Origin of the sequence: Pseudomonas sp. 5P_3.1_Bac2 (genome assembly GCF_025465995.1) — a bacterium.
In the GTDB taxonomy this organism is placed as follows: Bacteria; Pseudomonadota; Gammaproteobacteria; order Pseudomonadales; family Pseudomonadaceae; genus Aquipseudomonas.
Map to the genome: position 1 here is coordinate 25,625 of NZ_JANLNY010000019.1, position 19,687 is coordinate 45,311.

The 19,687-nt window shown below is 59.9% G+C and carries 14 protein-coding genes and 1 pseudogene; 5 read left to right on the forward strand and 10 right to left on the reverse strand.

Annotated elements, in window-relative coordinates; genetic code table 11:
• Positions 1 to 18: 18 nt before the first annotated feature.
• The 5 genes and pseudogenes from NTD81_RS11335 to NTD81_RS11355 form a co-directional block, all read left to right on the forward strand.
• Positions 19 to 1,260, forward strand: a pseudogene (locus tag NTD81_RS11335) (MFS transporter); the annotation flags it as partial.
• Positions 1,261 to 1,288: 28 nt separating this feature from the next.
• Positions 1,289 to 2,842 (forward strand): UxaA family hydrolase, encoded by a 1,554-nt coding sequence (locus NTD81_RS11340; RefSeq protein WP_262182458.1) that lies wholly within the window; start codon positions 1,289 to 1,291, stop codon positions 2,840 to 2,842.
• Between the two features lie 26 nt (positions 2,843 to 2,868).
• Entirely contained in the window at positions 2,869 to 4,452 is a 1,584-nt protein-coding gene (locus tag NTD81_RS11345; RefSeq protein WP_262182459.1) for an aldehyde dehydrogenase (NADP(+)), read from the forward strand.
• Positions 4,453 to 4,622: 170 nt separating this feature from the next.
• Complete coding sequence (locus tag NTD81_RS11350; RefSeq protein ID WP_315974689.1) at positions 4,623 to 5,192, forward strand: hypothetical protein; 570 nt, start codon at positions 4,623 to 4,625, stop codon at positions 5,190 to 5,192.
• Between the two features lie 646 nt (positions 5,193 to 5,838).
• Positions 5,839 to 6,408: a hypothetical protein gene (locus NTD81_RS11355; protein WP_262182461.1), complete on the forward strand. Its 570-nt coding sequence runs from the start codon at positions 5,839 to 5,841 to the stop codon at positions 6,406 to 6,408.
• Between the two features lie 274 nt (positions 6,409 to 6,682).
• Here the strand turns inward: NTD81_RS11355 and NTD81_RS11360 are convergent, their stop codons facing one another.
• The 10 genes from NTD81_RS11360 to NTD81_RS11405 form a co-directional block, all read right to left on the reverse strand.
• On the reverse strand, positions 6,683 to 9,601 hold the full coding sequence (locus NTD81_RS11360; protein WP_262182463.1) for a TonB-dependent receptor: 2,919 nt from the start codon (positions 9,599 to 9,601) through the stop codon (positions 6,683 to 6,685).
• Positions 9,602 to 9,718: 117 nt separating this feature from the next.
• Positions 9,719 to 12,655: a TonB-dependent receptor gene (locus NTD81_RS11365; RefSeq protein ID WP_262182464.1), complete on the reverse strand. Its 2,937-nt coding sequence runs from the start codon at positions 12,653 to 12,655 to the stop codon at positions 9,719 to 9,721.
• Positions 12,656 to 12,847: 192 nt separating this feature from the next.
• Positions 12,848 to 13,801, reverse strand: a complete 954-nt coding sequence (locus tag NTD81_RS11370) for a FecR domain-containing protein (RefSeq protein WP_262182465.1) — start codon at positions 13,799 to 13,801, stop codon at positions 12,848 to 12,850.
• Complete coding sequence (locus NTD81_RS11375; protein WP_262182466.1) at positions 13,798 to 14,310, reverse strand: sigma-70 family RNA polymerase sigma factor; 513 nt, start codon at positions 14,308 to 14,310, stop codon at positions 13,798 to 13,800. The genes NTD81_RS11370 and NTD81_RS11375 overlap by 4 nt, the downstream gene beginning before the upstream one ends.
• A gap of 291 nt (positions 14,311 to 14,601) precedes the next feature.
• Positions 14,602 to 14,979 (reverse strand): excalibur calcium-binding domain-containing protein, encoded by a 378-nt coding sequence (locus NTD81_RS11380; protein ID WP_262182467.1) that lies wholly within the window; start codon positions 14,977 to 14,979, stop codon positions 14,602 to 14,604.
• Between the two features lie 117 nt (positions 14,980 to 15,096).
• On the reverse strand, positions 15,097 to 16,002 hold the full coding sequence (locus NTD81_RS11385; protein ID WP_262182469.1) for a DMT family transporter: 906 nt from the start codon (positions 16,000 to 16,002) through the stop codon (positions 15,097 to 15,099).
• A gap of 12 nt (positions 16,003 to 16,014) precedes the next feature.
• Positions 16,015 to 16,650: a carbonate dehydratase gene (gene can, locus NTD81_RS11390; RefSeq protein ID WP_262182470.1), complete on the reverse strand. Its 636-nt coding sequence runs from the start codon at positions 16,648 to 16,650 to the stop codon at positions 16,015 to 16,017.
• A 127-nt stretch (positions 16,651 to 16,777) separates the two neighbouring features.
• Complete coding sequence (rimI, locus tag NTD81_RS11395; protein WP_262182471.1) at positions 16,778 to 17,230, reverse strand: ribosomal protein S18-alanine N-acetyltransferase; 453 nt, start codon at positions 17,228 to 17,230, stop codon at positions 16,778 to 16,780.
• Positions 17,223 to 18,077 carry an energy transducer TonB gene (locus NTD81_RS11400; protein WP_262182472.1) on the reverse strand — a complete coding sequence of 285 codons (855 nt, stop codon included), beginning with the start codon at positions 18,075 to 18,077 and terminating at the stop codon, positions 17,223 to 17,225. The genes rimI and NTD81_RS11400 overlap by 8 nt, the downstream gene beginning before the upstream one ends.
• 355 nt (positions 18,078 to 18,432) lie before the next feature.
• Positions 18,433 to 19,677, reverse strand: a complete 1,245-nt coding sequence (locus tag NTD81_RS11405) for a saccharopine dehydrogenase family protein (protein WP_262182473.1) — start codon at positions 19,675 to 19,677, stop codon at positions 18,433 to 18,435.
• Between the last annotated feature and the right edge of the window lie 10 nt (positions 19,678 to 19,687).

Below are 19,687 nucleotides of genomic sequence, written 5' to 3' on the forward strand. Positions count from 1 at the left end.
CGCCCGAGCAATGTGCGCTGGCGGATTTTCCTGATTTTGCTGTTGCTGGCAGCCGTCAACTATATCGACCGAGCCTCGCTGTCAGTGGCTCTGCCGCTGATCTCGGCCGAGTTCAAACTGACCCCGGCCCTAGAGGGCCTGATGCTCAGTGCCTTTTTTTGGTCCTACGCGTTGATGCAGATACCCAGCGGCATGCTGCTGGATCGCCTGCAGGTGCGCCACATAATCGGGGTCGCGACAGTCAGCTGGGGGGCGTTTCAAGCCTTAGGCGGGCTTGCCCATAACTGGATCACGTTGCTGATTACGCGCGTGGGCCTGGGTGTTGCGGAATCCCCGATCATGCCTGCCGGAGCCAAGCTCAACGGCGCCTGGCTAACACCCAATGAACGTGGCCGTGGGGCCACGCTGGTGGATGGCGGAGCACCGCTGGGCAGTGCTCTGGGGGCGATCATTGTGACGGCCCTGATTGCTTGGTTCGGCTCCTGGCGCCTGGCTTTCGTCATCTCCGGCACAGGCACCGTTTTGGTCGGCATCTGGGCTTGGTGGTACATCCGTAATCATCCCAGTGAGCATCCCCTGGTGAACCAGGCGGAACTGGACTACATCACCCAGGCTAACGATGCCGCCAAGCAATCTAACGGCAACCGCACGGGCGAGCTCAGGGTGCTGCTCAAAAGCCGTTCGGTGCTGTGCATGTTCGCCGGCTACGCCTGTTACAACAGTGTGTTCTACGGCTTGCTGACCTGGATGCCGAGCTACCTGCACCAAGCCCACGGCCTCGATATCAAAGCCATGGGCGGAGCAACCTTCCTGATTTTCATGTGCGGCTTCGTCGGTGAACTGTTTGGTGGCTGGGCGGCGGATAAATGTCGTAGCCACGGTGGCCAACCCAACAGGGTCATGCGCAGCATGTTCGCCGGGGCGTCTGCCGTGTCCGCCGTATGCATCCTGTTGGTCGCCTACACCCCAGAGGCCAGCAAGGCCATCTGCCTGCTGTGCGTCGCGCTGTTCTTCATCCGTTGGTGCGGCATGTACTGGTTTCTGCCGGCCATTCTCGGCGGCAAATCCAAGGCCGGCGTTTTGGGTGGCGGCATGAACTTCTGCGGCAACATGGTGGGCGTTATTGTGCCCATTCTGATCGGCCTGATCGTGCAGTTCTCGGCGTCCTATTTCCTGGCCCTGATGTTCTTCGTAGCCATGGCCCTCGGCCTGCTGCTGTTCTCCAGCCTGATCGACTATCGCGAGCGTGGGCTGGCCTAAGCCCCTGCTGTCTTGGGAGGTAACCCCTGTGCAAATCATTACGAAAACCGGCAGTGACAACGCGGCCCTGGCCGTGATCCGCCTTAACCCAGCGGACGATGTATTGATCGCCCGCCAGAACTTAACTGTTGGCCTGCAGCTGATTGAAGGCATCCAGGTGCGCGAGGCCATTCCCGCGGGGCATAAAGTGGCAGCGCGGGACATTGCCCCAGGGCAGGCGCTGCGGCGCTATGGCCAGATCATCGGCTTCGCCAGCCAGGCTATCGCCGCCGGCCAGCACGTACATGTGCATAACCTGAGCATGGGCGATTTCAGTCGCGATTACGCCTTCGGCGTCGATGCCCAAGGCACTCAAGTCACCCAGCAGGACAGCTTTATGGGCATTGTCCGCACCGATGGCCGGGTGGCCACGCGCAACTACATTGGCATCCTCACTTCAGTGAATTGCTCAGCCACGGTGGCGCGAGCCATCGCCGACTACTTTCGCCGCGATATTCACCCTGAAGCCCTGGCGGTCTACCCCAATGTCGATGGGGTGGTCGCCCTTACCCACGGCACCGGCTGTGCGGTGGACCCCAATGGCGAAGCCCTGGCCATGCTGCGCCGCACCCTTGGTGGCTACGCGATACACGCCAACTTTCATTCGGTACTGATGATCGGGCTGGGTTGCGAGACCAATCAGATTCCGGAGCTGCTGGCCACGCAAGGTCTGCAACATAGCAACACCCTGCGCACCTTTACCATCCAAGGCACCGGCGGCACCTCGAAAACCATCGCCCGCGGTATCGAACAGATCAAAACCTTGCTGGCCGAAGCCAACCAGATCAAGCGTGAGCCGGTCAGCGTGAAGCATCTCACCGTCGGCCTGCAGTGCGGTGGCTCGGACGGTTTCTCAGGCATCACAGCCAACCCGGCGCTGGGCAATGCGGTGGACCGTCTGGTCGCCGCCGGCGGCACCGCAATCCTGTCCGAGACCCCTGAAATCTACGGCGCCGAGCACCTGTTGACGCGCCGGGCGGTCAGCCAACAGGTCGGTGAGAAACTCATCGAGCGCATCCGCTGGTGGGAAGCTTACTGTCAGCGGATGGGCGCCGAGCTCAACAACAACCCTTCCGCCGGCAACAAGGCCGGCGGCCTGAGCACCATCCTAGAGAAGTCCCTCGGCGCCGTGGCCAAGGCCGGTTCCAGCGATCTGGTCGATGTTTACCAATATGCCGAAGCCGTGCGCGCCCACGGCCTGGTGTTTATGGACACCCCAGGCTACGACCCGATCTCCGCCACCGGCCAGGTGGCGGGCGGCGCCAATCTGATCGCCTTTACCACCGGACGCGGTTCCGCCTACGGCTGCGCGCCCTCGCCCGCCATCAAGCTGGCGACCAACACACGCCTGTGGCAGACCCAGGAAGAAGACATGGACGTCAACTGCGGCGGTATTGCCGACGGCAGCGCGACCATCGAAGAACGCGGCGCACACATCTACCAGCTGATGCTGGCCATTGCCTCCGGCCAGCGCAGTAAGAGCGAACAACATGGTTACGGCCAGAACGAGTTCGTGCCGTGGCAGATCGGCGCCATTACCTGATTTTCAACCCCATGACGGAGCCAGCTATGAGCCAACTTCTCGGTCACAACTACATTGGCGGTCAGCGCTCGGCACAGGGCGACATCCGCCTGCACAGCCTTGATGCCAGCACCGGCGAAGCGCTGCCAGCGGTGTTTATTCAGGCCACCGAAGCCGAGGTGGCTGCGGCGGCTAATGCGGCCGCAGCCGCGTGGCCAAGCTACCGCAATCTGCCAGCGCTGCGCCGCGCCGAATTTCTTGAGGCTATCGCCGAGGAGCTGGATGCCTTGGGCGAGGATTTTATCGCCACGGTCAGCCGCGAAACGGCCCTGCCCACGGGACGTATTCAGGGCGAACGCAGCCGCACCAGCAATCAACTGCGCCTGTTTGGCCAAGTGCTGCGGCGCGGGGATTTCTACGCCGCGCGCATCGACCGCGCGCAGCCCGAACGGCAGCCCCTGCCCCGGGTAGATCTGCGCCAATACCGTATTGGTGTGGGCCCGGTGGCCGTGTTTGGCGCCAGCAACTTCCCCCTGGCCTTTTCCACCGCTGGTGGTGATACGGCCTCGGCGCTGGCGGCTGGTTGCCCAGTAGTATTCAAGGCCCACAGCGGCCACATGGCCACGGCAGAATGGGTGGCCGATGCCATCCTGCGCGCCGCCGAGCGCAGCGGCATGCCCGCCGGCGTGTTCAATATGCTGTATGGCAGCGGCGTGGGCGAATGGTTGGTGCAACACCCCGCCATTCAGGCCGTCGGTTTTACTGGCTCACTTAAAGGCGGTAACGCCCTGGGCCGCCTGGCCGCCGCAAGGGCGCAGCCGATTCCGGTGTTCGCCGAGATGTCCAGCATCAACCCGGTGCTGCTTTTGCCCGAAGCCCTGCAAACCCGTGGCGCAGCAATTGCCCGCGAGTTGAGCGGCTCGGTCACCCTCGGCTGCGGCCAGTTCTGCACCAACCCAGGCTTGATCCTCGGCTTACGTTCGCCGGCCTTCAGCGCCTTTATCGAGCAATTCAAGCAACAGATGGCAGCTCAGCCCGAACAAACCATGCTCAATCGCGGCACCCTTGCCAACTACCGCAAGGGCTTACAGCATCTGCATGACCATCCTGGCATCCAGCATCTGGCCGGCACCAGCCAAGGGCAGGACAAAGCACAGCCGCAGCTGTTTCAAGCGGATGTCAGCCTGCTGCTCAAAGGCGATGAACTGTTGCAGGAAGAAATCTTCGGCCCGGCGACCATCTTGATCGAGGTGGAAGATCAAGCGCAGTTGTTTGCAGGCATTGCCGCACTGCGCGGGCAGCTTACCGCCACCTTGATTGGTGAAGCGCAGGAGCTGACTAACTGGCGCGGGCTGATTGAACTGCTGCAAGAAAAGGTCGGCCGCCTGTTGATCAACGGTTATCCAACCGGGGTCGAGGTGAGCGATACCATGGTGCATGGCGGCCCCTACCCGGCCACCTCCGATGCCCGCGGCACATCGGTGGGCACTCTGGCCATCGATCGCTTCCTGCGCCCGGTCTGCTTCCAGAACTTCGCCGACGAACTGCTGCCAGCGCCTCTGCAAAACGCCAATCCACTCGGTCTATTGCGTTTGCTTGACGGCGAATTTAGCCGCGCGGCTATCAGCTAAATGGCCCCGTAGCGGGCTGCCACTGACCAGAGGCGGCCCGCTCACTGGCAGCGCGTTTAGCGAACCGATGCCCGGTTGTTTAGCCAGCGCTTCATCAGCGGTCTGCTTTAAACGCCCGGACATCCAGCAAAAATGGAATGACTTAACAGCCAATTGCAAGGAGCAGGCTTATGCAGCACGTAACGCCAACCCACCAACGTCCGACTTCAGCCAGAACACTGCTTAGCGCAGCCTTATTGCTGGGCCTGGGGATTTCGCTCAGCGCGCAAGCAGAAGTGCATGCAGAGAAAAAACCGGATCAGCCCGTGATTGAGTACGCCAATGTGTGGGCTGACGATCAGGGCGCCAGCCATGTCAGCCACTGCACGATCGAAGGCTTGGACTTCAAAAGCTACGCCCCGCCCGCCGCGCCGCAGTGGATTGGCGTATCGCCCGATGAAGTGGAAAGCATTGCCTATGCCGTATTGCCGCCAGGCTATGTCGGCACTTGGCACCATGCGCCAGGGCCGCAATGGGTGATCACCCTCAAAGGCCAATGGTCAGTGGAAACCACAGACGGCAGCGTGCTCACCCAAGGCCCAGGGCAGATGCAATTCAATGCCGACGCCAACGCGAAACCGCGCCCGGGTGACGAGCGCATCGGCCATATCAGCCGCACCGTCGGCGATGAGCCAAACGTGCAGCTGATCATCAAACTTAAAGCCAATGCCAAACGCACCACTGGGGCCTGTGCGTATTAACGGCTGAATATAAAGCCCGGGGCGCAAGGCCTTGGGCGATGCCTAAGACCGCACGGCACGGTCCTGCTGCGGCCATCCAGTGCAGCAAAGCGACTTGGCTCAGGTCTGCCACAGGATCTCCGGGCCAGACGCTGACCGATGCGCAGTCTGCAGCACAGCACAACGCCGCTACTTGATAACGCCCACTCCCGCGTGCCGAATCGAAGCTCAGACCACGACAGGGCTGGAGCTTTCACTGAAAACGATTTTTAACGTAGCAGGATCGCGCGCGGGCATTTTTCATAGTGGGCGCAGTGACACTTGGCCTACATCTGCACTGTGCGCCGCAAGCAACGCCCACCATTGAGTGCAATGCATAACTCAGCGTTAAACAGCCGTCGTGTAAACCGCTGCGCCCTGAGTTAGGGGTAGAACCTCAGGCCCGCTCACTTTCAGATTGCAAGCCGGCGTTAACTTCTGAAAGCCCGCAGCTTTCCTTTCATTTTTAAAACTTAAGTATTTTCAGCCAGTTAACCCATTTCCTAAGGCTGGCCTAGGTCTTGCTCTAGCGATTCTGCGCTTGGCTCATCGTCCTTGAGCTAAACAGCCATACCCGGAACATGTTTCCCATTCCCCTGCATTCGCAATTCAATAAGGAATAAAACGAATGTTCAGTGAAAAAATGTTGCTGCTCACTTACACGCCCCGTGCAGATGCCGAGAGCCGGGGTTACAACCCTTGGCTGAGGGAAATTGACACGCCATTTTTCAATTCAGTGAAGAAAATTGCCCACTACGGCAACTGGAAGGTCACCCCGCCATCGGCCAACAGGGTTGACTGGACGCACTTTGATTTCATGCACTTGGCCAGTGGCGTAGAAGCTGAAGATATTCTGCTGCAACCCGACGTAGCGGAGTTTGCGGCAGGCTGGACACGCCAGTGGGGCGTTGACCCGCATGCGGCTGACCTCTCGGTGAACTATCGCGTGCACAAGGCTGAACGCGTGCGTCAGGGGCAGATCAAGCGTGGCGGACTGGTAGCGCTGATCCTGAGCCCTAATCCCAATCACCTGCCGGTCCAGGCTGAAATCTGGAAAATAACCGGCATGGTGCTGGGTACACAGGAGATGAGCGACACCTTTGCCGTTATGCCCCTCACCTACGCCGATACTGAGATCGACCCGAAATGGGGGGCTCTGGTGCTGGTCGGTGAGTGCATTGCCCAACCGGGCTTCTAAAACATCCGGGCCTCTAAAAATAGTCGAGCCCTGGGCAAAAGTGTCTTTAGCCGATAAAGGCGCGTTGGTTGTATCCACCTGACTTGGTGCCAGCGCTACCGCTGCCAGCCTGCTCAAGGCAACTGAGCAGGCTGGCAGCGGTTTACAGTGGTGATGGCAGCGCCAGCAAGATGATGGGTTTGGGCTTGCCCCTGGCCTGATAAAAGAAACGGAGCCAGTGCGCCACTGGCTCCGTCAGTTCCCGACTGATCAGCTGGTTTGCCAACAAGCTTCGTCAGAAGTTATAGGACACCCGGCTATACAGAATGCGGCCAAAGGGGTCGGAGTAGCGTGGGTCGTAGCCGCTTTGGAAAGTGGAGGTCTGGTTGCTGAATGGCGGCTCGCGGTCGAACAGGTTTTGCACTCCGATTGTCACTTGGGCAACCTCTCGCCAGCTGTAGGTACCAGCCAAATCCCAGATATTCCAAGAGCCCACTTGGTCGTGGCCGGCGCGATCAGAATCGTTGTAACCGCTGGTGTAGCGGTTGGTCAGCGTGGCGGCTAACGGACCTTTGCTCCAAGTGCCGTTAAGGGTGTGCCGCCAGCGGGCGACGGCCCCTGCGGTGGTGAAGCTGCCGCCGCGATAATCGCCGAGCTTGTCGATATAGGCGCCGTCGATTTGTTCTTGATAGTCATAGCGGGTGACGTAGGTGCCTTGCAGATTGGCGCCGAACTGGCCAAGGGTGGACTCAGGAAAGCGGTAGTCGAAGCTCACGTCGATACCACTGGTCTTCACCTTACCCAGGTTAGCCAGGCCGGTAATGATGTGGTCGATGGTGCCATCAGGCTTGCGCACCAAGCGCTCTGGATACAGATCCGGCTGCTGGAACACCGCCGACTCCGGGAACGGCGCAATCTGGTTGGCAATCTTGATCCACCAGAAATCCAGCCCCAACGACAGGCTGTTAATCGGCTGATAGACCAAGCCCAGGGTGACGTTGCGCGCGGTCTCCGGGTCTAGATCAGGGTTACCGCCGTTGCTGCTAAAGAACTGCTGCGCGCAGTCGCGGTTGGCCAGGCCGCCATTGCTCGGCACGCCGCCTGGGCACAGGCGCGGGTCGTTGTAGTTGGACACCGTGATGCCGAGCGCCGTGGGGTTATACAGCTCATACAGCGATGGCGCGCGGAAGCCTTCGCTGTAGGCGCCACGCAGAACTAACTCGCGAAACGGCTGAAAGCGGAAGGAGTATTTGGGGTTGGTGGTGCTGCCAAAGTCGCTGTATTTGTCGTGGCGCACGGCGGCGGTCAATTCCAGGCTCTCCAACACCGGCACATTCAGCTCGGCGTATTGCGCCGAGACGGAGCGATCACCTGAGGCCGCCCCTGCGGGGTCAACCCCGAGGCTCTGCAAGTTGGCGGTAAACGCCTCGTAGTCCTGATGGAAATCCTCTTTGCGATACTCACCGCCCAGGGCTAATGCCGCCGGCCCTACGCCAAACCAATCGCCGATATCGCGGCTGATACGCCCATCAATGCTTTTGACCCGGCCCACCGCGTTGGCGTAATCGCCATCAACGCTATTTTCTGCCAGCAAGGCAGTGCCTTGCGCCGACTGCGGGCCGAAGGGGTTAAGCACGCCATTGTTGATGCCAGCCGCGATGGCGCGGTCATCCGCCAAACCACTGCGAATGCCGTTACTGACCTTGTTTTGGTTGTAGGCGGCGCCGATGTTGTAGTCCCACCCGGCAAAGACCCCCTCGAAATTCAGCAGCAAGCGCTGCGCCACGTTGTCATCTTCAAAGCGGCGCGGCCCCAGGTCAGTCTCGCGCCAGTTGACATCCACCGGCTGCGAGGGATCGAGGCTGAAACCACTGGGACCGGGAGTAATGCCGTTGCCTGGGTAATAGGGCGAATTAGGCGACACCTGTAAGCCGATCAGCGGACCTGGGCCGATCTGATAACGATTGAGATTGCGCGCCCAGAAATACTCCAGGCTGACGCTGTGATCATCGGCCAGTTGCCCGGTGGCCTTGCCGAAAAACGAGGTCTTCTCGGTTTCCGGCACCAGGTCCAGATAGCGCCACACCGACTCGCGGCAAACATCACCGCGCCCGACCATCCCCGGTGCGTTGCACCCGGAGCCAGCCAAGGGGTTGGCGGCATTGTTGCCCTGGCTCCAGTTAGCCGGGGCGGTGATGCCTGAGGAGTAATCCAAACCCCGGCCTGGCTGGTAGTTGTAGGTGTAGTCACGATCCTTGGCTTTGAGGCTTTGCTGTTTGTCGTAACTGATCACGCCAAACACATTGAAGCGATCTTCCTCCAAATCGCCGAAACCCCAGCTGCCGCTGAAGTTGCTTGAATCGCCGCCACCGGCATGGGTCGGCGTGCTGCCGCCGACGGTGAGCTGGCCATCGGTCAGGCTTTTTTTGGTGATGAAGTTGATCACCCCGCCGATGGCATCTGTGCCATATAAGGCCGAGGCGCCGTCGCGTAACACTTCCACGCGGTCGATGGCCGCAAAGGGAATGGTGTTGATATCCACCCCGGAACCCTGCACCCCGTCACTGGCGCCGTTGGCATTATTGCTTAGGCGCCGGCCATTGAGCAGCACCAGGGTTTTATTCGGGCCAATGCCGCGTAAGTCGGCAAATGATGCCCCGCCAGTGGTAGACCCCACCGAGCGGCCAGAGCCCACCGAGGCTTGGTTAGCCGCGATGCGCCCGATCAGTTGTTCAGTGCTGGTCACGCCCTGCTTCTTCAACTCTTCAGCGCGCAGGATGGTCACCGGCACTGCGGTTTCGGCATCCACGCGGCGGATCGCGCTGCCGGTCACTTCAATCCGCTGCAACTGTGGAATCACCGCGGGCACCGCCGCAGCCACCGGCGCGCTGCTTTCAGCCGCAACCGGCGCCGCGCTGATCACGATACCGTCAGGCTCCGTGACATTTTGTAAGCCGCTGTCCTGCAGGGCGATTTGCAACGCCTGGCCGGCACTCAGGTTGCCTTTGATCGCCGGCGCGTTAAGACCCGCCACCAGGGCTTGCTCAAAGGCAATGGGCTGGCCACTTTGCTGGGAAATACTGAGCAAGGTGTGGTCGAGCCCACCGGCGGGAATATCAAATTCACTGGCCAGCACTCGGGTGGTCAACGCACTGGCGGCCACGGCACTGGCGAGCAAGGTAAAGAAGAACCGGCTAGGTATTGAATAAGACATGAGCGCTCCCTGCATATGAGTTTGTTATGCAGGGTTGAAGCGCAGGGCCGGACTTTTTATAGAGCGCGCTTAGACTGTTAGTAACTGTGCTTATGCGCTTACGTAGAGGATCTAAGTTCAACCACCAAAGTGATAACTCACATCCAGCCACACTTGGCGACCATAAGGGTCGTAGTTACCGGTGGGGTAATAGGGCCAGCCGGCCGAGTCATCCTTTTTGATTTGGTTCAGCAGGTTATTCACCGTAAGGCCGATACTGGCCTGGTCGTTGACCTGCAAGCGTGCACTGGCGTTAAAGGTGGTCCAGGGCGTCAGCCGACCATCTGCGGCGCCGTTGGTAACGCTGCCGTAGCGAATACCCGTGAGGGTGGCGGTAAAATCCTGGTAGTCCCAAGTCAGGCTGGCGTTGACCTTGCTGCGCCAGTCATTGCTGGCCGCACTGTCACGCAAGTTTTGGCTGGAGGAGTCGTCGGCCTCTTTGTAGTAATGGGACAACACTAGGCTGTAGCCAATGCTCGAACTAAAAGCCCCGTACGAGCCTGCCCCCCAGCGAATATTGCTCTTCAGATCGAGGCCGCTGACCCGCTCACTGGCCGCGTTGATGGCATTGATCTGCACTTCACGCAGCTTATTCGGATCGACGGCGGCATCTGCCGCGTTACGCTGAATCCGCGCCAGCACGGCAGCACAACCGCCGGCAGCGCCCCCGCCATTGCGGCACTGCTCTTCCTCCTGCAGCAGACGGTTGATATCGACCGTAGTGAGCAAATCGCTGATCTGCACCCGCCAGAAGTCCACGGATAAATCGAATTGCCGCGACGGCGACCAAACCAGGCCATAGGTCCAAGATTTGCCGCGTTCAGAGGCCAAATCAGGGGTGCCGCTTTGCACATAATCGACCCGGTCTCGCTCACAGCTGCCCTCCACGCCCTGGCTGCAGCCGTAATAATCAATCTGCCCCGGGGTGTAGCCAGCGGTGTCGGCCTGGTAGATGTAGTTCAGGTCCGGCGCGCGGAAGCTGGTGCTGTAGCTGCCGCGCAGCAACAAGGTCGTAAATGGCCGCCACTCAAGCCCGAGGTTGTAAGTCTTCTGTTGTTCAGTACGACCACTGAACTTGTACTGATCCCAACGCCCCGCAGCCGATGCCAGCAGGCTGTCGGTCAGCGGAATGCTCAACTCACCGCCCACCGCATAACGATCACGGCTGCCGCCGGAATTCTCGGCAGGGTTACGGTTGTAGAAACGCCCGGCATTGATGCCGTCATCCACATCGATGTGATACGACTGCCGCCCCACTTCCGCTACCCCGGCAAAGGCCACCGGCCCGGCTGGTAAATCAAACAGTTCACCATTGAGGTTGGCGCTAAAGGTCTGCGACACCGACTTACTTTTTTCTTCGAGATTGCCGCGAAACCGCCGCCACTCATCTTCACTGAGCGGCCGATCCAGGCGCGACTCATTGGGGGCAAAGAGCGGATAGCCGTCTTGAGTGCCCAATTGCGGGCCTAGGAAGTAATCACGGATGCTGCTTAGCGGCGTGTAACGAGTGGTGCGGGTGCTGTGATATTCGGAGCGGTTGGCATTGAGTTGATAGCCCCAGCTGCTGTCCGCGATTTTATCCTCCAGACCTAAGCTGGCGGTCCAGGACACCTCGCGCCACTTACTGTTATTGCTGCTCTTGCCGCCGATTTCTTCACTGGCAAAATTGCGCGACCAGCGCTCCAGATCACCGCTGTTGCTGTTGATAAAGTCCGGCGAGGTAAAGCTGGGACCACGGGTGTTGTTTTGGATGTGGTCGAAGCCAAACATCAAATCGGCAAACACCTTGCCGCTGTCGCTAAAGTGCCAAGTACCGCGGCTATACCCGTCGTAGTTTTCCTTTTGCGTTTGCAGCGTCCAGTAATCGTTGTAATAACCGCTGGTGGTGCAGCGTTTACCATTTTCATTTAAACGGCCTTGGAAAATGCCGCCATAGGGGGCGCAACCTGGGCTGAGATATTCACCCGTTTCAAGGTTGCGCCGGGAGCCGACACTGACCTCTGGGCCGTCCTGCATAAAGCCGCGCTGATCGGCCCAAATCGGCTCGCGGTTGTTCAACTCCAGGCCAAATACCCCATCAAAATCCCCCCAGGTGTGCCCGCCGCTGATCTGCAAGCGCTGGTTATCACCGCCACCGCGCTGGTTGTAGCCACCACGCAGGTTAACGTCGACGCCGTCGATGTGATCCTTGAGGATGATATTGACCACCCCTGCGATGGCATCTGAGCCATACACCGCCGAAGCGCCGCTGCTGAGAATCTCGATCCGCTCGATCATTACCGAGGGAATGTTGGCCAAATTGGTGAAGTTAACGCTGCCGCCATAGGCAGTCGGGTAATCGGCAATGCGCTGACCGTTGACCAGCACCAGTGTGTGATTGGGCCCCAAGCCGCGCAGGTTAAGGGCGCTGGCCGCAGGCTGAAAGGTATTGCCGTAGTCCTCGCCCTGGGTCATACCGGTATTCTGGGTTTGTGCGGCAAGGGCGTCGTAGACGTTTTTGTAACCGCGACTGCTGATCTCTTCTGCACTGATCACCGTCACCGGTGACGCCCCCTCAACTTGGGCGCGGGCAATCCGTGAACCGGTCACCACCACTTTGGCCAACGCTACGTCACCGGGTTGGGCTGCCGCCGTGGGCACTACGGTTTTGCCCTGGGCGGCTTGGTTGGCGCCACGCTGTAGCAGCCAGCCGCCGTCGCCACTGGGCACGGCCACTAATCCAGAGCCGCTGAGGGCCTGCTGCAAAGCTTGCTCAACGCTCAAGCTGCCGTGTATGGCGCCACTGCTCAGGCCTTGCACGAGGTTCTGGGCGAAGGAAATGCTCACCGCGCTTTGCCGCGAGATGCTCAGCAGCGTCTGATCCAGCGGGCCTGGGGCCAAATCAAAGGCCTGTAGCTGAAGCTGACTGGCGGCCGCGGCTTGGCCTAGCGCCCGCGCGGGTAGAGGGTAAGTGGCCACGCCCAGCGTTAGCGCTAAAGCGCTGAGCAATGCGCAGCGCGGCAAGGTGATATTCATGGTTACAGCCTCCATCAATCTCGTATGGTTGATGGATTGAAGAACCAAGGATGTTTTTTTATAGAGCCGAATTAGCTCAATAAAGCATTGCTTTATAACCACAAGCTAGGCGGCGATTGTCATCGCCAGAATGACCATCATTTAACTGTGCAACAGGCTGGCAATATTTATAGAGGACAAGCCCCCTTCATCTCAGGCCAGCTCGATGCTGACCCAATATGCACTGTGGTAACGGATCCGCACCGGCAGGGATTTACTCAGCAGATGCAGGGTGCGGCTGGTGTCATCCAATGGAAAGATGCCACTTAGCCTAAGCCGTGCCGCCTCAGGGCTGATGCGGATAATGCCGGGGCGATAATCCCGCAATGTCTCCACCACCTCCCCCAGCGAGCGATCACGCACCTCCAGCAGCCCCTGGGTCCACGCCGTAGCCGTGGCATCGACGGCCTGCAGGTCATCAATGCGATTAGCGCTGAATGAGGCCTGCTGGCCCGCCCGCAGCACTTGCCGTGAGCCATTGGCGGTGATGATTTGCGCTTCGGCCGTCAGCGCCGTGATCTGAGTTTGCCCTGCCCGCTCACGCATCAACAGGCGGTGCCCCCAAGCCTGGACTTGCCCCTCGGCCGTGACCAATACAAAAGGCCGCGCGCGGTCCGTGGCCACCTCCAGCAACAGCTGTCCGGCGCGTAATTGCAACAGCCGCTGGTGGCCATCAATCTGCGCCAACACTTGGCTGCGTGGCGCCAAAGTCAGAGCGCTGCCGTCTGCCAGCGTCGTCGTTAAACGCTCGCCCGTAGCGGTGCGCAGGGTGCCTGAGGACGGCCACATAGCGCTGTTGCGCAGCAGCCAACCGCTGCCCGCCACCAGTCCCAGCACGCCCAAGGAATTACGCAAAAAACGTCGCCGCCCGGAGGGCGCGTTCAGGCTCTGCAGCAGGTTGTCTCTGGGTAGACGGCGCAAATCGTCATGGCTAAAGGTGCTTAAGCTCGCGTTCATCCGCTGAAAAACCTCGGCACGACGTGGATCGCCATCGCGCCAGCGAGTGAACGCTAACTGCTCCTGCGCGGAAGCGGCGCCCGACTGCAACAGCGCCAGCCACTGCGCCGCCTCATCAATGATCTGCGCTTCCGCGGCGCACCGGCTCACGCGGCCTCCAAGGCGAGGTAGCAGCGTTTAAAGGCGTTGGCCATATATTGCTGCACCCGGCTCACCGACACCTGCAAACGCTCGGCAATCTGCGCGTAGGTCAAACCATCCAGCTGGTGATACAAAAAGGCTGCCTTGGCTTTGGCCGACAGGCCATTAAGCAAGCGATCAACCTCAAGCAACGTCTCGATGAGCAGCAAGCGTTCTTCCGGTGATGGCTGGGCCCACTGCGGCGCCTGCGCCAGCGCCTCACAGTAGGCACGCTCTAAATCCTGACGACGCCACTGTTCATACATCAGGCGCTTGGTGATGGTGGTAAGCAGCGCCCGTGGCTCACGAATCTCACTCGGCTCGCTGAGCGCCAATACCCGTAAGAAGGCTTCTGCGGCAATATCCTGGGCGCCATGGGGACAGCCCCAAGAGCGCTTCACCCGGGCGCACAGCCAGATGTAGTCGTTTTTAAACATCTCCCCCAACTGCGTGCAGCGCAGGCTCTGCTCCAAACCCATTGCATGCTCCGTGCAAAAAATATCCATTGCCTCCAAGGCTATGGCCCATCAGTGGCCAACCGCCGAAAGCCGGACTGTGCATTAAGCAAGCATAGGCACGGAAAGAATAAAAAATTTCAAAGACCTTTCTAATAGAAATATTGGCCGTATGTGCATGCCCTAGCGCAAGGATGGCGATAGCAGTTCAGCTCAACCAGAAGTACGAGCTAGACACCGCACCGTTAGACGCCACGGGCCTTGCCCCGCGTCAGCCAGACCATCATTGAGAGCAGGCAAGTCGCCCATGCGCGCCTAACGGCTGCACCACTGTTTTGCACAGGCCACGCCGTTGTTGTCAGCGTCCATTTTGGCCCCCGGACAACTGCGCAGAAAGTAAGTGGCTTCAGCGCAGGAGGTCATCTGCGAGCAGTCAGTGCGACCGTCGCAGCGAAACACCTTGCTGCTGAAGGATTGCTCCAACGCTTGCTCAATGCCCGTGGTGGCTTCACTCACACGGCCCGGCAACAGGCTGAGCAGTGTGTCCAGCCAGTTACTGGGCGGCTCGATCACTGGCTGACTCATGATTGAGCCGTCACGGTTGATATTGGTCAGCAACGGGCTGGCCGGCGGCTTGAGATATAACTGCCAGGCCAAGGCGGCCAACACGATAAGCACCAGGAGTTTCTTCATCTATGCAGCATCCAAGTGAATGTGCTGCGCATGCTAAGCAAGGGCGCCGGCTTTATCCCTGAGCCGCTGCACAAAACACTTACACCATGCGCCCTCGCCTGTTGCTTGAACCCGCGCCTAAGCTTTGCCGCTACTGCGCGTGGCCAACAGCAAGCCGGCGAAGATCAGGCCACCGCCTATCCAGTGGAAACTTTGCAGCTGCTCGCCCAACAGCAGCCAACCGAGAATGGCGGTAAACACTGGCATCAGGTAGCTGGTCAACGCTGCCTTGCCAGCGCCTAGCACCTTCACCCCGTGGTTCCAGCCCAGATAGGCCACCAGCGAGGCGAAGATCGCGGTATAGGCCACCACGCCCAGATGCGGCAAGGTCGCCTCAAACCGGGCGCCCTGGCTGTGCTCATACAGATACAGCGGCAGCAGCATGACCAGCCCCAGCAGGATCATCACGCCCAACAGCGCCAGCGGCGGGATGGCGTGCAGATAACTGGCCCAACGGCGCAGCAGTACCGAGTACAGCGCCCAGTCCGCCACGGCCACCAGCATCAGCACATCACCCGGGCTAAAGGCTAAGCCCAATAAGCGGCTGAGCTGGGCCTGACTGATCAAAATCAGCAAGCCCAGCACCGCCACCAACATGCCCAGCCAGGCGCGCCGGCTCGGCCACTCTTTAAGCAGCAGGCCAGCAGCAATCACGGTCATCAGCGGGATACAGGTGTTGACCAAGGTGATATTGATCGCCGCTGTGCTATGTGCCGCGGTGTACAAAAACGAGTTGTAGCCGGTGATGCCCAGCGCCGCGACGACCAACAAACGCCAGCCCGCCGCGCGCACCTGCTGGCGATGACGCCATAAGGGCAGCGCGACAATGGGCAGCAAGATCACCAGGGCTAAATTCCAGCGCCAGAAGGCCAGCGCCAGCGGCGGGATTTCCCCGGCAAAAGCCCGCGCCAACAGGGCATTACCAGCCCAGCAGAGAATGGCCAGCATCAAGCCCGCTAAAGCCAGCGGGCGCGAATGAGTCATGACCACCTCGGGTTATTGCGGCAGCAGACGGTACTGCGCCGGTAGTTGCTCAAGACCGGCGACGGTGACGTTAAGGTTTTTCCAGCGCCCGTCCTTGATCCCGTAAATGCAGCCGTGTACGGACAGGTCCTGGCCGCGATGCCACGCGTTTTGCACGATGCTGGTGTGGCTGACGTTGGCCACCTGCTGAATCACGTTGAGTTCGCAAAGGCGGTCGACCCGCTCCTCCTCCAGCGCAAACTGATGCAGATGCTCGCGATGCTCGTAGGCCAGATCGCGGATGCTGCGCAGCCAGCCATCGATCAAGCCGAGCTGGTTGTTCTGCATCGACGCGCGCACCCCGCCGCAGCCGTAGTGGCCGGTGACCAGGATGTGTTTAACCTTGAGCACATCGACGGCGTACTGAATCACCGACAGGCAGTTCAGATCGGTGTGCAGCACGACGTTGGCGACGTTGCGATGGACGAACAGATCGCCCGGCAGCAAGCCGACGATTTCGTTGGCCGGCACCCGCGCATCGGAGCAGCCGATCCACAGATATTCCGGCACTTGTTGCTGGGCCAACTTGGCGAAGAAATCAGGATCTTCATCTTTAATCGATTCGGCCCAACGGGCGTTGTTGTCGAACAGGTGTTGGAGATCACTCATGGCTGGGTCCCGTATTTTTATCGTGGCGCACGATAGGAGCGCCGCTGCATTGTGCCAAGCACTTGCTTGGTTGCAACGGTTTTAAGCGTTTTATTGGCGATTGCCCCGGGCCCAAGGCCCGGCATGGCTAATCAAATAACGGGCAGACCATGACCAAAGCGTCTTCACGCCCACCCACGGCCGGGTAGTAATCGCGGCGCCGCCCCACTTCGTTAAAGCCGTAGCGCTCATACAAACGGTAGGCGCTGCGGTTGCTGTCGCGCACCTCCAGGAAGCAGTCATTGGCGCCTTGGGCTTTGGCTTGCTGCATCAGGTGCTCAAGCAACTTCAGGCCCAGCCCCCGGCCTTGGCTCTCGACCTTAACCGTGATGTTGAGCAGATGGGCTTCGTCCATGATCACTTGGATCACCCCATGGCCGACTTGCTGCTCGCCCTCAAACATCACCCAGCAGCTGTAGGCGCTCAGGCTGTCGGTGAAGATACCGCGGGTCCAGGGGTGACTAAAGGCGGCGTATTCAATCTTTAAAACGGTATCGATATCCGCCGCCGTCATTGGCCGGAAACTGATCGCATCACTCATTCGCTAGGCTCATCCAACGCTGACGTATGCGCCGCATGGCCTGCCACAGCTCGCGTTTACGCTCAGGTTCTTCCATCAACAGTTCCAGTCCCGGCAGCGCCCAGGCAGCGCCCAGGCCTTCGATCTGCAACTCACGGTTGTAATAGTCGCTGTCCACATCACCGGCAAAACGCATGGCAGGCAGGCCGACTAGCCACAAGCAGCTGCATGGCGCTTGTTGCTCTAAGCGCGTGGCGACAAAGGCCTGGACAAAGTCCAGCGCCGCTTGCGGGCCTTGATCCATTTGCCCGCGCACCAACAGCGGCCAACGCACCGGTTCACCGATAGCTTGTGGGGTGTCCGGCAGGCCGGCGGCGCGCAGTAAATCCTTCAGCAGCAAATAGGCCGGATCGCGGCCTTGCAGCGGCTCACCATTAGGCAGTTCGACTAGCACCGAGCAAGCACCGGCGCGGAGCAACTGCAAGGTAAAACGCGGCGGCGCGGCGGCACTGACTTGCGCCGGCGACTCTTGCCCGGCTTCAGCTGTGTCGGCCGGTACGGCCTGGCGCTGCGCCGGGGTGTTTTTCGGCGTTTCAATCTGTGCCCGCACCTGGGCCATGGCCGAGCTATGCCCTTGAGGCGCACTCGGCGTCTCGACTTTAGCGCTGGGCTGCGGCGGCGCTTGCTCGGTCACCTTGACGGCGGCACCAGGCGCTTCAGCTACTGTCGGCGCCGGCGCGCTCACCGGCTCAGGCGGCGCCATCAACTCGGGGCGCGACGGCGCGGCGAACGGCAACTCAACTCGGGGCAGCCAACTGGCCACCTGCATAGCGCTCAAGTAAGCGCGCCTGCGTAATTCGCTGATCAAACCTGACGCCCCTGATCGAGGCAGTGGTTTCGATTCATAAGACACTCAGGGCCGATACGGTAAATAAGGCGGCGATTGTCGCGTGAAACACGCCGGGCGGGAAGCATTGTGAACAGGTAACCGTCGTAAACGCCGGTAAACCCTGGTCTGTAGCCTGGATTAGACGCAGACGTGATCCAGGGATGACCTTCAGCGCAGCCGCGCCTGTACAGCGGCATAAGCGTCAATCGCCGCAGCGCCATGGCGCAAACGCTGCGCGGTTACGCCCTACAGTGAAAACGACAACGCCCGCCAAAATGGCGGGCGTTGTTGGAGCCGCGGCGTCACACCGGTGTATGACGCGAACTCAGAGCAATCAGGCGGGCTGATCCCAGGCGCGGTCGCCGTGGACGTCCTTGATCCGGGTGGGCAGACCCATGACGTCCAGCAGCTTGAGGAATGGCTGCGCCGGCAGTTGCTCGACGTTGACCATGCGCGACACGTCCCACTCGCCACGCGCCACCAGCAGCGCAGCGGCCACTGGCGGTACGCCTGCGGTATAGGAGATACCTTGGCTGTCAGTCTCCACGTAAGCGTCTTTATGATCGGCCACGTTGTAGATAAACAGCTCAGCCGGCTTGCCGTCTTTAGTGCCTTTGACCAGATCACCGATGCAGGTCTTGCCGCTATAACCCGGGGCCAGCGAGGCTGGGTCAGGCAGCACGGCCTTGACCACTTTCAGCGGCACCACTTCAAGGCCCTCAGCGGTTTTCACGGGTTGCTCAGACAACAGGCCGAGGTTTTTCAGCACAGTGAAGACATTGATGTAGTGCTCGCCGAAGCTCATCCAGAAACGCACATTCGGCACGTTGAGGTGCTTGGACAGCGAATGCACTTCGTCATGGCCGGTCAGGTACAGATTCTGCTCGCCTACAACGGGCAGGTCGTCAGTGCGTTTAACTTCAAACATTTGGTTGCTGGTCCACTGGCTGTTCTGCCAGCTCCAGACTTGCCCGGTAAATTCACGGAAGTTAATTTCCGGATCGAAATTGGTGGCGAAGTACTTGCCGTGGCTGCCGGCGTTCACATCGAGGATGTCGATCGACTCAATGCTGTCGAAGTACTCTTGTTGCGCCAAAGCGGCATAGGCATTCACCACACCTGGGTCGAAACCGACGCCGAGGATGGCGGTTACGCCTTTGTCCTGACATTCAGTCAGGTGCTTCCACTCGTAGTTGCCATACCAAGGCGGGGTCTCACAGACTTTGCCCGGCTCTTCATGGATGGCGGTGTCCAGATACGCGGCTCCAGTTTCCAGGCAAGCACGCAGTACCGACATATTCAAAAAGGCAGAACCGACGTTGATGACGATTTGCGATTCAGTTTCACGGATCAAAGCCTGAGTAGCTTCGATATCCAGCGCATTGAGGGCATAAGCCTTGATCTCCGCTGGCTGCTTCAAGCTGCCTTTGGCAATAACGCTGTCGATGATGGCCTGGCATTTGGAGATGTTGCGCGACGCAATACTAATACGACCGAGTTCGTCGTTATGTTGCGCACACTTGTGGGCCACCACCTTGGCGACACCTCCTGCACCAATGATAAGAACGTTCTTCTTCAATTTCTTTATC

What these genes read in the sequence shown, in the direction of transcription:
- NTD81_RS11380 (WP_262182467.1), bottom strand. Translation starts at nt 14,979, where the DNA reads ATGAAGAAACTCCTGGTGCTTATCGTGTTGGCCGCCTTGGCCTGGCAG.
- NTD81_RS11355 (WP_262182461.1), top strand. Translation starts at nt 5,839, where the DNA reads ATGTTCAGTGAAAAAATGTTGCTGCTCACTTACACGCCCCGTGCAGAT.
- NTD81_RS11350 (WP_315974689.1), top strand. Translation starts at nt 4,623, where the DNA reads ATGCAGCACGTAACGCCAACCCACCAACGTCCGACTTCAGCCAGAACA.
- NTD81_RS11385 (WP_262182469.1), bottom strand. Translation starts at nt 16,002, where the DNA reads ATGACTCATTCGCGCCCGCTGGCTTTAGCGGGCTTGATGCTGGCCATT.
- NTD81_RS11365 (WP_262182464.1), bottom strand. Translation starts at nt 12,655, where the DNA reads ATGAATATCACCTTGCCGCGCTGCGCATTGCTCAGCGCTTTAGCGCTA.
- NTD81_RS11375 (WP_262182466.1), bottom strand. Translation starts at nt 14,310, where the DNA reads ATGGGTTTGGAGCAGAGCCTGCGCTGCACGCAGTTGGGGGAGATGTTT.
- NTD81_RS11345 (WP_262182459.1), top strand. Translation starts at nt 2,869, where the DNA reads ATGAGCCAACTTCTCGGTCACAACTACATTGGCGGTCAGCGCTCGGCA.
- rimI (WP_262182471.1), bottom strand. Translation starts at nt 17,230, where the DNA reads ATGAGTGATGCGATCAGTTTCCGGCCAATGACGGCGGCGGATATCGAT.
- NTD81_RS11360 (WP_262182463.1), bottom strand. Translation starts at nt 9,601, where the DNA reads ATGTCTTATTCAATACCTAGCCGGTTCTTCTTTACCTTGCTCGCCAGT.
- can (WP_262182470.1), bottom strand. Translation starts at nt 16,650, where the DNA reads ATGAGTGATCTCCAACACCTGTTCGACAACAACGCCCGTTGGGCCGAA.